The 13,107-nt window shown below is 69.8% G+C and carries 15 protein-coding genes; 7 read left to right on the top strand and 8 right to left on the bottom strand.

The annotated features are described in order from the left end of the window. Positions 1–18: 18 nt before the first annotated feature. Positions 19–1,623, top strand: a complete 1,605-nt coding sequence (locus ACFY0K_RS31060) for a YibE/F family protein (protein ID WP_390642590.1) — start codon at positions 19–21, stop codon at positions 1,621–1,623. A 179-nt stretch (positions 1,624–1,802) separates the two neighbouring features. Here the strand turns inward: ACFY0K_RS31060 and ACFY0K_RS31055 are convergent, their stop codons facing one another. The 4 genes from ACFY0K_RS31055 to ACFY0K_RS31040 all read right to left on the bottom strand — a co-directional run bounded on the left by ACFY0K_RS31055 (position 1,803) and on the right by ACFY0K_RS31040 (position 4,033). Continuing rightward, a complete protein-coding gene (locus ACFY0K_RS31055) occupies positions 1,803–2,240 on the bottom strand; it encodes an SsgA family sporulation/cell division regulator (protein WP_093500910.1) in 438 nt (145 codons plus the stop codon). 98 nt (positions 2,241–2,338) lie between these two features. Continuing rightward, a complete protein-coding gene (locus ACFY0K_RS31050; RefSeq protein WP_390642589.1) occupies positions 2,339–3,205 on the bottom strand; it encodes an IclR family transcriptional regulator in 867 nt (288 codons plus the stop codon). Between the two features lie 133 nt (positions 3,206–3,338). Then, a complete protein-coding gene (locus tag ACFY0K_RS31045) occupies positions 3,339–3,551 on the bottom strand; it encodes a DUF5326 family protein (RefSeq protein WP_089100495.1) in 213 nt (70 codons plus the stop codon). A gap of 164 nt (positions 3,552–3,715) precedes the next feature. Further along, positions 3,716–4,033, bottom strand: coding sequence for a cupin domain-containing protein (locus tag ACFY0K_RS31040; protein WP_382731226.1), 318 nt, complete (start codon positions 4,031–4,033; stop codon positions 3,716–3,718). Between the two features lie 59 nt (positions 4,034–4,092). Here ACFY0K_RS31040 and ACFY0K_RS31035 point away from each other — a divergent pair, with 59 nt between their 5' ends. The 5 genes from ACFY0K_RS31035 (at position 4,093) to ACFY0K_RS31015 (ending at position 7,798) form a co-directional block, all read left to right on the top strand. Further along, the gene (locus tag ACFY0K_RS31035) at positions 4,093–4,470 is read left to right on the top strand and encodes a phage holin family protein (RefSeq protein ID WP_351956854.1); all 378 of its coding nucleotides are present in this window, start codon (positions 4,093–4,095) and stop codon (positions 4,468–4,470) included. 7 nt (positions 4,471–4,477) lie between these two features. Continuing rightward, entirely contained in the window at positions 4,478–4,969 is a 492-nt protein-coding gene (locus tag ACFY0K_RS31030) for a low molecular weight protein-tyrosine-phosphatase (RefSeq protein WP_390642588.1), read from the top strand. Further along, a complete protein-coding gene (locus ACFY0K_RS31025; protein WP_390642587.1) occupies positions 4,966–6,096 on the top strand; it encodes a cystathionine gamma-lyase in 1,131 nt (376 codons plus the stop codon). The genes ACFY0K_RS31030 and ACFY0K_RS31025 overlap by 4 nt, the downstream gene beginning before the upstream one ends. A 227-nt stretch (positions 6,097–6,323) precedes the next feature. Next, a complete protein-coding gene (locus ACFY0K_RS31020; RefSeq protein ID WP_390642586.1) occupies positions 6,324–7,229 on the top strand; it encodes a LysR family transcriptional regulator in 906 nt (301 codons plus the stop codon). An 86-nt stretch (positions 7,230–7,315) separates the two neighbouring features. Next, positions 7,316–7,798, top strand: a complete 483-nt coding sequence (locus ACFY0K_RS31015; protein ID WP_093500896.1) for an NUDIX domain-containing protein — start codon at positions 7,316–7,318, stop codon at positions 7,796–7,798. A gap of 4 nt (positions 7,799–7,802) precedes the next feature. Here the strand turns inward: ACFY0K_RS31015 and ACFY0K_RS31010 are convergent, their stop codons facing one another. Continuing rightward, positions 7,803–8,885 (bottom strand): globin domain-containing protein, encoded by a 1,083-nt coding sequence (locus ACFY0K_RS31010; RefSeq protein WP_390642585.1) that lies wholly within the window; start codon positions 8,883–8,885, stop codon positions 7,803–7,805. A gap of 684 nt (positions 8,886–9,569) precedes the next feature. Beyond that, the gene (locus ACFY0K_RS31005; protein ID WP_390642584.1) at positions 9,570–10,202 is read right to left on the bottom strand and encodes an HAD family hydrolase; all 633 of its coding nucleotides are present in this window, start codon (positions 10,200–10,202) and stop codon (positions 9,570–9,572) included. A gap of 193 nt (positions 10,203–10,395) precedes the next feature. Here ACFY0K_RS31005 and ACFY0K_RS31000 point away from each other — a divergent pair, with 193 nt between their 5' ends. Beyond that, positions 10,396–11,262, top strand: a complete 867-nt coding sequence (locus ACFY0K_RS31000) for a GNAT family N-acetyltransferase (RefSeq protein WP_390642583.1) — start codon at positions 10,396–10,398, stop codon at positions 11,260–11,262. Between the two features lie 69 nt (positions 11,263–11,331). On the opposite strand, the gene ACFY0K_RS30995 is transcribed toward ACFY0K_RS31000, so the two are convergent. Both ACFY0K_RS30995 and ACFY0K_RS30990 read right to left on the bottom strand, forming a co-directional pair. After that, positions 11,332–11,751, bottom strand: coding sequence for a heme-binding protein (locus ACFY0K_RS30995; RefSeq protein WP_390642582.1), 420 nt, complete (start codon positions 11,749–11,751; stop codon positions 11,332–11,334). Positions 11,752–11,796: 45 nt separating this feature from the next. Beyond that, positions 11,797–13,005 carry an MFS transporter gene (locus ACFY0K_RS30990; RefSeq protein ID WP_390642581.1) on the bottom strand — a complete coding sequence of 403 codons (1,209 nt, stop codon included), beginning with the start codon at positions 13,003–13,005 and terminating at the stop codon, positions 11,797–11,799. Positions 13,006–13,107 lie beyond the last annotated feature (102 nt).

Below are 13,107 nucleotides of genomic sequence, written 5' to 3'. Positions count from 1 at the left end.
TCTTGCGATGATCGGGCGGTGACCTCGACACAGCAGCACCCCTATCCGCCCCCCGACCCGCGGCGCGGCAACGGCGCCCCGCAGGATGGCGGCCCCGGCCACGGGGGCCGTGGTGCCAGTGACGGACACATCCACGGGCAGGGCGAGCCGTACGACCCCGGGCAGGCCTTCAGCCATGCCCACCATCACGACAACGGCCATGCCCACGGCCACGGTGAGACCCAGCATCACTCGTCCCACGGCCAGGCTCACGGCCGTTCGCCCGCTCCCCGCCCCGACCAGGGCCGCTCCGGGCCAGGCGGTGGTCACGGCTACTCGCACGGGCACAGCCACAGCCACGGCCCCGCCGCCCCCGTCTCCAAGCACCTGCGGAAGGTCATCGCGGCGATCCTCATCCCCTTCACCGCCGCGGTCGTGGTCGGCCTGGTGGTGCTGTGGCCCGGCGGCGCCCCGCCGCACGAACGCACGGGTGTCGGCTTCGACCGCCAGACGCAGGCGGCGACGGTCACCAAGGTCGTCTCGGTCAGCTGCAAGTCGGTCAACGCCTCCGGAGGCGGATCGATCGGCGACACCTCGACCTCCGACGGCACCTCCTCGAAGGAGGAGGGCGGCACCTGCAAGAAGGCCACGGTCCGGGTCGACACCGGCAAGGACAAGGGCCGTACCTTCACCGAGATCGTGCAGCCCGACCAGTCACGGCAGTTGCACGAGGGCGAGCAGGTCGTGGCCGCATACGAGCCGTCCGCACCCAAGGACCTGCAGTACTCGGTCACCGACGTGAACCGGAAGTTCCCGATGGCGCTGCTGGCCGGGATCTTCGCGCTCGCCGTCGTGGTGGTGGGCCGGCTGCGCGGTGTGATGGCGCTGGTCGCGCTGGCCGTCAGCTTCCTGGTGCTGACCATGTTCATCCTGCCGGGGATCCTGCAGGGCTCGAATCCACTGCTGATGGCGGTGGTGGGGTCGAGCGCCATCATGCTGATCGCCCTGTACATCTGCCACGGGCTGTCGGCGCGGACCTCGGTGGCGGTGCTCGGCACGCTGGTCTCGCTGTGCCTGATCGGACTGCTCGGCTCGGAGTTCATCGACTGGGCCGCCCTCACCGGCAACACCGACGACAACACCGGCCTGATCCATGGCCTGTACCCCTCGATCGACATGAGCGGCCTGCTGCTGGCCGGTGTCATCATCGGGTCGCTGGGTGTCCTGGACGACGTGACGGTGACCCAGACCTCGGCCGTCTGGGAGCTGCACGAGGCCAACCCGACGATGGGCTGGCGCGGGCTGTACCGGGCGGGCATCCGCATCGGCCGCGACCACATCGCCTCCGTCGTCAACACCCTCGTCCTCGCCTACGCGGGCGCCGCACTGCCCCTGCTGCTGCTCTTCTCCATCGCGCAGAGCAGTGTGGTCACGGTCGCCAACAGCGAACTGGTCGCCGAGGAAATCGTGCGCACCCTGGTCGGCTCGATCGGCCTGGTCGCCTCGGTGCCGGTCACCACGCTGCTCGCGGCCCTGGTGGTGTCGGCCGACCGGCCGGGCGCCGAGACGGCCTTGTCCGCGGAGGCCGCACCAGCCGGGCCGACCACGGCACGCGGTGGGCGGGGGCGGCGCCGGAAGCGGTGAGCCGCGGTGGACGGCCCGGGAGAAGGCCGTCCACGAGGTGGGGGCGCGAGCCGTGCGCCGACGCGGTGGGGGAAGCGTTCCGGCAAGGGCCGCCATCGGCGCCCAGGGGCACGCAGAAGCGTTCCTGCGCGTCCTCACGCGGCTCGGACGAGCGGCGCGCGGCTCCGTGCCGTAACGCTTCAGCCAGTGCTCGGTTCCTCGGCCAGGATGCGGTCCAGAGCCTCGTCGAGATGGGCGTCGAAGTCGGCGAGCGAACCCTCCTGTCCGAGCGGCACCAGCTTGTCCGTGCGGTCCAGGAAGGCCACCAGCGGGGGCGCGGAGGACCGGAACACCGCCTGGTCGCCGCCGACCTGAAGCCGGATCAGCACCTCGCCCAGCACCTCGGAATCGGCGGGCGCGATGTGCACATCGCCCTCCCCGCACGGCCGCCCCACCCCGTCGATCAGCAGCTCCCGGCCGAAGGCCCAGGTCACCGGAGCATCCCCGGGCAGGTGGAAAGTGAGCCGGACGGCATAGGGATCACAGGTCTCGTAGCGCAACTCCACGGGGATGCGGAAGGAGAGCTCCTCCGAGACGAGAAAGCTCATCATGACTTCTGCTTGTACGGACTCGCGCATTGCCTACCCCGTCATATGGCACCGACTGGCCGGGATGTATCCCTTGATGGTGGTCAAATCTTGCTGAAAGTACACGGGAGATCACAAGGAGTGAGTTTTCAGATACTGATAGCGATCGCCAGGGACCCCATGTGCCGGCCCACTTCGGCCTGCAACTGCCGGACGGCGGGCAGCAGCCGGTCGGCCTGGTGGAGTGGGAGCGAGATGGCGATCGTGGCGGCCGTGGTGCCGACGGTGAGGGGGATCGCCGCGCACACCGTCCCCAGCGTGTACTCCTGGCGCTCCACCACCGGCTCCATCCGCCGCACACGCTCCAGCCGGCGCAGCAGCGTCTGTTCGTCACGGACCGTGTACGGGGTGAGGTGACGCACGGGATAGCGGCGGAGATGGTCGCGCCGGACGTCCTGATCCAACTGGGAGAGGAGGCACTGGCCGACGGCGTGCGCGTGCCCGGTCTCGCGGAAGTCGGCCCACTCCTCGACCGCCGGGATGGCCGGGGAGTCGGAGACGGTCATGACCTCGATCTCGCCGTCCCGGTACATGGCGTAGTACACCGGGACACCGATCGAGTCCCGCCAGTGGGCGAGGGTGTCGACGACGGCGCTGCGACGTTTCTGCTGCGCTCCGCTGCTGCTCAGCCGCTCCGCCGCGTCACCGAGGAAGAACAGCCCCTTGTCGCGGCGCAGATAGCCCTCGTGGACCAGGGTGCGCAGCAGGTGGTAGGCGGTGGGCAGGGCCAGCCCGGTCTCGCGGGCGAGTTGTTTGGCGGGTGCGCCGTGTTCGTGTCCGGCGACGCACTCCAGCAGGCGCATCGCACGCTGCACGGAGCCGATGAGGGTGGCCGAATGCGGCTGCGCGGAGTCGGCCGGAGAGGCCGGCCGCTGCACGGGGGGTGTGCCCGAACTCCGTTGGGTCGGAGGCGGAGGGTGTTCCGTGGGTGCGGAGGTGGCGTCAAGCGTGGCCAAGGGTCACTCCCGGAGCGCGAGGGGGTCAGCGACTCTAACCGTCCGCCGCCGCTCCCGGTCGGCCCCTACGGGAAACTTCCCCCGCCCGAGGGAACCGGTGATTCCTGTTACCGGCCACCGATTCCCACGGTCCTCACCAGTCGCTCTTCGACGAGGAGTTCGACATGAACTTCCGCACGATGTAGATCAGTCCGCCGACCAGCGCCACGAAGATCAGGAGCTTGAAGAGGAGGAAGACCACCCAGCTGATCACGGCCGTGATCAGACCGCCGAACACCACCAGCGCGATGACCGGCACCGCGATCCACTTCACCCACCACGGCAGACCCGTGAAGATCTCTCGCATTGCCCTGTCCTCCGCCTTCTCGTGCGCTCCGGCACGTACGGTCTCGTGCGTCCCGCACGATGCGATGTCCTGCACCCGATGCTAGAGCCGCGAAGGGGTGTGCGGGGGCCCTGGATCCCTTGTCCTCCCCTGACCCGTCCCCTAGGGAACCCCGAGGCCCGGGGTCAGGCCTCAGGCGGAGAGAAGACGACCAGAACCCGCAGATCCTCGCTGATGTGATGGAACTTGTGGGCCACCCCCGCCGGCACGTACACCACGCTGCCCCGCGCCACCTGAGTGGTCTCCATGCCGACGGTGATCGCGGCACGACCGCTGACGACGAAGTAGACCTCGTCCTGGTTGTGCGGCTGCTGCGGGTCGCGCGAGCCGGCATCGAGGGCGTAGAGGCCGACCGACATGTTCCGCTCCCGCAGGAACTGCAGGTAGGCCCCGTCGTTGGCGGCGCGCTCCGCCTCCAGTTCGTCCAGCCGGAATGCCTTCATCGCCTTCGCCACCCTCGCCCCACTGCTCGTATCCGATCTCTTCTGCCACGATCAGACACATGAAGAATTTCGTAGTCAAGACGATCGCCAACGCGGGCGCCCTGGCGGTCGCCGTATGGCTGCTCGACAAGATCACCCTGACCGGCGACAGCACCACCAAGAAGGTCTGGACGCTGATCCTGGTCGCCCTGGTCTTCGGCCTGGTCAACTTCCTGGTCAAGCCGATCGTGAAGATCCTGACCTTCCCGCTGTTCATCCTCACACTCGGCCTGATCACCCTGGTGGTCAACGCGCTGATGCTGCTGCTGACGTCGTGGGTGTGCGACAAGCTCGACCTGAGCTTCCACGTGGAGGGCTTCTGGACGGCCGTCCTCGGCGGTCTGATCATCTCGGTCGTGTCCTGGGCCCTCAACATGATCCTTCCCGACACGGACTGAGCTCCCGATGACCTACCGCGTCTGCTTCGTCTGCACCGGCAACATCTGCCGCTCCCCGATGGCCGAATCCGTCTTCCGTGCCCGCACGGCCGAGGCCGGGCTCGACGACCTTGTCGATACCGACAGCGCCGGCACCGGCGGCTGGCACGAGGGCGACGGCGCCGATCCGCGCACCGTCCGTGTCCTCCAGGAACACGGCTACGACAGCGAGCACACCGCCCGTCAGTTCCAGGCGTCCTGGTTCGCCCGCCTCGACCTCGTGATCGCCCTCGACTCCGGGCACCTCAAGTCCCTGCGCCGCCTGGCTCCCACCGAGGAGGACGCGCGCAAGGTGCGGCTGCTGCGCTCGTACGACCCGGCCGCCGGTGACGACCTGGACGTACCGGATCCCTACTACGGCGGTCTGGACGGCTTCGAGGAGTGCCTTGAGATGGTGGAGGCGGCGAGCGCGGGCCTGCTCGCCGCGGTACGGGCCGAAGTGGAGGGAACGGCGGCATGAGCGAGGCAGCCATGGGCGAGGGCACACGCGCGGTGCGGGCGGGACTGCCCGAGCCGGTCAAGAACGAGCCGACCCTGCCCGGGCCGGTCTTCGCCGCGCACTTCCATCTGCCCGGTGAGGTGAGCGGGCCGTACGCCTACGGCCGTGACGAGAACCCGACCTGGACCCATCTGGAGCGGGCCATCGGCGAGTTGGAGTCACCCGGCGAGGACGTGGAGACGCTGGTGTTCGCCTCCGGTGTGGCGGCCATCGGGGCGGTGCTGTTCTCCCAGCTGCGCGCCGGTGACGCGGTCGTCCTGCCCTCCGACGGCTACCAGGTGCTGCCGCTGGTCCGTGCCCAGCTGGAGGCGTACGGCATCGAGGTGCGCACCGCACCGACCGCCGGCGACGCCCAGCTCGACGTCCTGGACGGCGCGAAGCTGCTGCTGATCGAGTCGCCGTGCAACCCCGGGCTGGACGTCTGCGACATCCGGCGGCTGGCCGAGGCGGCACACGCGCGCGGCGCCCTGGTCGCCGTCGACAACACCCTCGCCACCCCGCTCGGCCAGCGGCCGCTGGCGCTGGGCGCCGACTTCTCCGTGGCCAGTGGCACCAAGCAGCTCACCGGCCACGGGGACGTTCTGCTGGGGTACGTCGCCGGGCGCGACGCGGAGGCCATGGCCGCGGTACGCCGCTGGCGGAAGATCATCGGGGCGATCTGCGGACCCATGGAAGCCTGGCTGGCCCATCGCTCCCTCGCCACCCTCCAGCTGCGGGTGGACCGGCAGAACGCCACCGCCCTGCTGCTCGCGGAGGCGCTGCGCGAGCGGCCCGAGGTGACCGCCCTGCGCTACCCGGGGCTGTCCGACGACCCGGCGCACAAGATCGCCTCGCAGCAGATGCGGCGCTTCGGCTCGGTGCTCTCCTTCACGCTGCCCACGCGTGCGCGTGCCGAGCGTTTTCTCGAGTCCCTGCGACTGGTCGACGATGCCACGAGCTTCGGCGGGGTGCGTTCCACGGCCGAGCGGCGGCGGCGCTGGGGCGGGGACGACGTACCGGACGGCTTCGTCCGGCTCTCGGTCGGGGCCGAGGATCCCGAGGATCTCGTGGCCGATGTGCTGCGCGCGCTCGACGAGTCGGACCGGTGACCGGATTACGGACGCCACCACGGGTCCGGCTACGCATAACGGACGGTCCGAGCCTCCCCCCTCGTGGCTCGGACCGTCCCGGTTCCCGCGAGCCAAGAACCGCGCGACCAAGGCTAGTTGACTATGCGTCAGTGTCCAATCACTGTAGCGACAGAGACCTATCGACTTATTTATAGTTGAGGCCTGCCCGAAGGCCCGAAAGGGCAGGCGGAACGGGAGAGTGTGCGATGGATCTGGCCTTGCTGCGCACCTTCGTCACCGTGCACCGGGCCGGCTCCTTCACCCGCGCCGCCGCCCTGCTCGGCCTCTCGCAGCCGGCCGTGACCTCGCAGATCCGGACCCTGGAACGGCAAGTGGGCCGACCGCTCTTCCTGCGCCAGGCCCGCGGGGTGACCCCCACGACGATCGGCGACGAACTCGCCCACAAGGCCGCCCCGCATCTCGACGCCCTCGTGGAGATAGCGGAGCGCGGTCTCGACGACGACTCCTCGGTGCGTACCCTGCACCTCGCCGGCCCGCCCGAGTTCACCGCCGAGCGCGCCCTCCCAGCTCTCGCGGAACTCGCCGGGGACGGGGGCCAGGGCTTCGCGCTGCGCGCCTCGTTCGGGAACGCCGAGGACACCCTGGAGGGGCTGTCCGCCGGTCACCACGACCTGGCCATCAGTACGGTCCGGCCGCGCGGCCCCCTGCTCACCGCAACCGCGCTCTGCGACGAGGAGCATGTACTGGTCGCCGCTCCGCGCTGGTCCGCGGAGATCGGCGCCGGCGCCGTGGCCGGCAAGGGGGCGGCCGCCCTGGAGAACCTCCCGGTCGTCGAGGTCCACGAGTCGCTGCCGTTCGTCTCGCGCTACTGGGGCTCCGTCTTCGACACGCGCCCTGCCGCCTCGGGCACGGTCGTGGTGCCGGATCTGCGCGCGGTCCTCGCCTGTGCGGTCGCGGGTGCCGGCCTCGCCGTGCTGCCCCGCTATCTGTGCACGGCCGCCCTGGAACGCGGTGAGGTCGTGGCACTGCACGATCCTGCGGTACCCCCGCTTCGGACGTACTTTCTTGTGGTGCGCACCGGCACGCTCGCCATGCCCCATGTAGCACGGGCGCACGAGTGGCTGCAGCACGCGTCCGCGGACTGGGCCTGAGCACATCCCGCGGCGTTGACGCAGTGCGGCCGTACGGTGGCGCTTCGCGATGTTTCACGTGGAACCAGCTGGGCCACATTTCTCCCATGACCGTCCGACCCGTGGTCAAGCGCACCGCCCGTGCCGTTCTCCTGGACGGCGACGACCTGATCCTGATCAAGCGCACCAAGCCCGGTGTCGATCCCTACTGGGTTACGCCTGGTGGCGGGGTCGAGCCGGAGGACACCACCGTCGTCGACGCCCTGCACCGCGAGGTGGACGAGGAGCTCGGCGCCAAGATCACCGACGTGGTGCCCTGCTTCGTGGACACCGTGGAGCACATCGGTGACAGCGGCAGCACGACCGGTGTGAAGGTGCAGCACTTCTTCGTCTGCCGGCTGGAGTCCATGGACCCTGCCCTTCGGCACGGCCCCGAAGTCGACGAGCCCGCCGGCGAGTACGAGATCGTGCGCGTCCCCTTCACCCGCGTCGGGATCGCCTCCGTCCACCTCGTACCGCTGTCGCTGCGGCACTACCTGGACGGCAACATCGAGGGCGTGCGGGCCATGCACGCTCCCGATCTCGGGTGACGGGTCAGTCGCCGGCGACGACCAGTTCCTCGACCGAGTCGTGCCGGATGCGGTGCGCGGGGATGCCGGCGGCCCGTAGCGCGGGGATCCCGTTGCGGATCATGCCGGGCGGACCGGACAGATAGGCGTCGTACTCGGTCCACGGGCCGTATCCGCGGATGGCGTCGGGGAGCTGGACGTGCGCCCGCTGGTCGACTACGGCACGGACCGTGAGCCAGGGATGGCTCTGCTGGAGCCGGAGCAGGGTGTCGATGTCGTACAGGTCGTGGTCGGTACGGGCGCCGTAGAACACCTCGACCGGGCGGCGCGAGCTGCGTTCGGCGAGGTCCTCGACCATCGCCTTGACGGGTGCGATGCCTGTGCCGCCGCCCAGGCAGAGCAGTCCGTTGTCCCGCGTGTGGTCGACGGTCATCGAGCCACCGGCCGGACCGAGGCGGACGACGTCACCCGGGCGGGCGCGGTGCACCAGCGAGTTGGAGACCCAACCGGCCGGGACGGCCTTCACATGGAACGTGAGCAGGCCGTCCGAACGGGGCGCGGAGGCGAAGGAGTAGTGCCGCCACACCCGCGGCCACCACGGTGTCTCCAGGCTCGCGTACTGCCCGGCGAGGAAGGGGTACGGCTGGTCCGGACGGAGCGTGAGCACCGCGACGTCCGCGGTCCTGAGGTCGTGAGCGACGACCTCCGCGTGCCACCACGCCGGGGCACGCAGTTCGTCCGTGGCCGCGGCGTCGATCATCACCTGGGACATCGTCGTGTACGCCCGTACCCAGGCCGCCTCCGTCTCGCGGTCCCAGATGCCCGTGGCGTACTTGCTCAGTGCGCCGATGAGGCATTCGCCGACGGCGGGATAGTGCTCGGGCCGGGTGCCGTACTTGCGGTGGCCGCGGCCCAGGTTCTGGAGGTACTCGACCAGGACGGGCGGGTTGTCGATGTGCTCGGCCGCGGTGAGCAGCGCCTTCAGCAGCCGGTCCCGCTGCGTGTCCATGGCGGCCGGGAACAGCGGACGCAGTTCGGGGTGGCGGACGAAAAGCAGTGCGTAGAAGTACGAGGTGACCTTGTCGGCGATCGGGCCGATCTCGCCCATGGTGCCGCGGATACGGACCGCGTCCGGGGAGGCGTCCTGGGACTGCTGTGTGCTGCGCTGTGGCGGGACGCGCTGACCGGAGGATCCCGGTGCGGGGTGCCCGGGCGCGGAAGCGAAGGAGCCGGGTGCCGCATGCTGTCCGGCAGGCGGGGGCTGAGCGGCTCCCTGACGGCGCGCCGGCTCCGTCGCCGACCGTATTCGCTCCCGGGACTCTGCGGGCACGAGAGGGCGGCTCTGGGGCGGTTCCTGCCCGCCGCCCGGCACCACGGCCGGAGGCCCGGCGGAAGGATCCACCGCGGGCCTGTCGTGCGACGTGAACCAGTTCCCTCCGCCGGCCCCGTCGTTGCCCGCCGACGTGGTGGTCGGAGCGTCCATGGTGTGCCCTCGCCTCGAACATCTTGCGGTCGGTCTGCACACTTCTCTCGGAAGGTGCCTGCTTTCCCCCGGATGACGGCTAGCTCTCCCCAGTCGGGCCAGGTGGCCGACACGACCACATTCAACCCGCGATTCCCCCGTGTACGGACAAGTAAGGCGAGAGTGTGACATGGGACGCAATCACTCCCGCAGGGAGCGTCCGGCCCCGGACGTTAACCGGAGTCGACCCTACCGGCCGTCGCCCCGCACACAAGTCCCCCCTGTATCCCCGAGTAAAACCGGCAACGGGCGAACCATCGGTTCCCTCAATTAGCGGGCGCCGCACGCCAATTCATAGGCATCCCATAGATCCCGTCCTGTGTACGAGTACGTCGCCAGTCCGGCGAGATGTCCGTCCGCATTGACCGCCACGGACACCGGAACCGCGCCGAACAAGTCCCTGTCCGAGATCGAGTCGCCATAGGCGACGCAGTCCGCCCGACCGACCCCGAACTGCTCGCACAGGCGGTCCGCGATCGTCACCTTGGCCGCGGCGGTGAGGACACCCGCCGGGTCCACGGGCTCGGCGAACGGCACTGCCGGGAAGCGGGATCCGAAGGCCTCGTGGGCTCCCCAGTCCAGCAGACGCTCGACGAAGAACGAAGGCGAGAGCGAGACCACCGCGCAGTAGTCCCCCGATCCCCTGATCTCGGCCCAGACGTCCCGGATACGCGCCAGCCACGGCGCCCCGTCGAACGCCGCCGTCACATGGGCGTCCGTCAGTTCGGCCCAGAGGGTGTACACCCGCGCCGCGTACTCCGGCGCATCGATCCGTCCAGCCGAAATCGCCCGGTCAAGCTCGATGGTCTCTGCTTCCAGGCCGAGCTGACGGGATATCTCGACAGGGGCGGAGGTGCCGTGCAGCAATGTGCCGTCGAGATCGAAGAGGTGAAGTCTCGCCATGGGCCCGAGGTTATCGGGCAGCCTCCATGGCTCCTTGGCGCGGCGACGCACGGGGGCCATCCGGCGCTGTTTCACGTGAAACGTCCCGCACCTGTCCAGAGGCTGAGCGGCGTACTACGACATGGCCAAAAGCACGTGTGTCCGGCCTGAAACGGGTGGACGCCAAGGGTCTCGGTCGGCAAGCCTGACCTGCGTGTCAACTCCTTCCGACGGTCCTCTGCCCATCCGCCGACTGACGCCACGCGATCTGAGCGCCTGCGCCGACTTGTCCGAGGATCGGGGGTGGCCCCGTGAGGAACACAAGTGGCGCTTGCTCCTCACGGCCGGGAAGGGATACGGCATCGACGATCCCGACGGAGGTCTGGTCGCCGCCGGCGTCATCACGGAGTACGGCCCGGGGGAACGCCCGCATCTCGGCGCCGTCGGCATGGTCCTGGTCGCCGAACGGCACGCCCGCCAAGGCATCGGGCGCCGGCTGATGCGGCACATCGTCTCGGTGATGGGAACGACTCCCCTGACCCTGTACGCGACGCCGTACGGCCGACCGCTCTACGAGGAGCTGGGATTCAAGGTCACGGGACGTTCGGAGATGCTCAGCGGGCCCTTCACGCCGGGCGGGCCCGAGCCGAGGGTGGTGACCCGGGCGGCCACCGCCGAAGACCTCGGTTCCATCCTCCGGCTGGACGAGGAGGTGTTCGGCGCCGACCGCACCCTGCTGATCACTCGGCTGCCCGCTTTCTCGGACCTGCTGCGGGTCGCCGTGGACGACGGACGGATCGTCGGGTACGCGGCCGCCTGGCCCAACATGGACACACATGTCGTCGGACCGCTGATCGCCCAGGACACGGAGACGGCGAAGTCCCTGATCTCCTCGCTTGCCGCCCGTACCGACCGCCCGCTCCGAACAGACATCGACGTCCGGCACGAGGAACTGCTGGCCTGGGCGAAGGCCCGCGGGCTGGTCTCCGTCGCCGAGAACTCGGTGATGACCTACGGGATGACGGAGTTGCCGGGCGACTGGACACGGCGGTTCGCGCCGCTGACGGTGGCGGCGGGCTGAGCAGCCTTCGACCGCGGCGGACTCCGGCTTCCCCGGGGGAGCCGGAGTCCGCCGTCGAGCGAGGTGCTGTCAGGCGAGTGCAGTCACGGCGGCGGAGGCGAAGCCGTGGTCCTGGTCGGGCGCACCGCCGCCGACACCGATCGCCCCGATGAGCCGGCCGTCGCGCCGGACGGGGACACCGCCCGCGATGAACAGCAGCGGCCTGTCGAGCGCCGTGGGCAGGGTGTGGAAGAGGCCTCCCGGCTGCACGGCGTCGACGAGGTCGGCGGTAGGCGTGTTCAGCTGGAGTGCCGTGTAGGCCTTGCGGGTGCTGGTCTCACCGGATATCAGCACGGCGCGGTCGTCCCGACGGAAGGCCAGCAGATGGCCCCCGGCGTCCAGGACGGTGACGCTGACGGTGACCCCGGCGGCCTCGGCGGCACGGCCTGCCTCGGTGACCAGGAACTCGGCGTCCTGGATGGTGAGCGTTGCGACGGTGGTGGTGCTCATGGTTCTCCTTGGTTGCTGCTGGTGTGCGGTGAGAGATGCGGGCGGTCAGTGGTGGACCGACGCCCGCTGTCCTGCGGGCGTGCCGCCGGTGACCACCGCGCCGGGGACGCTGTCGCGGCGTTCCAGCGCGGCCGACAGGAAGGCGAGGACGAGGGCGGCCGCGGCCAGGGCGGCGCCGACCCAGTTGGGGGAGGTGTAGCCGAAGCCTGCGGCGATCACCATGCCGCCGAGCCAGGCGGACAGGGCGTTGCCGAGGTTGAAGGCGCCTATGTTCACGGCCGAGGCCAGGGTCGGAGCGCCGTGTGCCTGGTCCAGGACGCGCTTCTGGAGCGGCGGGACGGTGGCGAAGCCCAGGGCGCCGATGAGAGCCACGGTCACGGCGGCCGCGATCTTGCTGTGCGCGGTGAGCGTGAAGAGGGCGAGGACGACGGCCAGGGCGCCCAGGGACACATACAGCATGGGCATCAGGGCGCGGTCGGCGAACTTGCCGCCGATGAGGTTGCCGCCGACCATGCCGAGGCCGAAGAGGACCAGCAGCCAGGTGACCGAGCCGTCGGCGAAGCCGGTGACATGGGTCATCATCGGCGCGATGTAGGTGATGGCCGCGAAGACCCCGCCGAAGCCGAGGACGGTCATCGCCATGGCGAGCAGGACCTGGGTGTTCTTGAAGGCGGCCAGCTCGTGCCGCAGGTGCACGTTCTGCGGCTTGGGCAGCTCGGGGACCAGTTTGGCGATGCCGGCCAGGCCGACGACGCCGAGGGCGGCGATGATCCCGAAGGTGACGCGCCAGCCGGCGTGCTGCCCCACGAGGGTGCCCAGCGGGACGCCTATGACGTTGGCGACGGTGAGGCCGGTGAACATCATCGCGATGGCCCCTGCCTTCTTGCTCGGGGCGACCAGTTCGGCCGCCACGACCGAGCCGATGCCGAAGAAGGCGCCGTGGGCGAGGGAGGCGACCACTCGGCCGATCAGCATGACGGCGAAGACGGGGGCCACAGCCGTGAGCAGGTTGCCGGCGATGAAGAAGCCCATCAGGAGCATCAGCATCCGCTTGCGGGGAACCTTCGTGCCCAGCACGGTCATCAACGGGGCGCCGATGACGACGCCGAGCGCATAGCCGGTGACGAGCAGGCCGGCGGTCGGGATGGAGACCCCGAAGTCACCCGCGACCTCGGGCAGCAAGCCCATGATCCCGAATTCGGTCGTTCCGATTCCGAAGGCCCCGATCGCGAGGGCCAGAAGCGCGAGAGGCATGGAGAGTGGACCTTCCCAGACGATTGCAGGTGCGCTTTGCGTGCGTTCACAATAGTTGCAGACGCGGGCTATGTGCAAGCGATTGATATTGCGGGTCTGCTC

The sequence above is a fragment of the Streptomyces sp. NPDC001507 genome, from assembly GCF_042894765.1.
Lineage (GTDB): Bacteria > Actinomycetota > Actinomycetes > Streptomycetales > Streptomycetaceae > Streptomyces.
The sequence above is the reverse complement of the archived record's forward strand: the minus strand, read 5'-3'. Positions and strand labels throughout refer to the sequence as shown.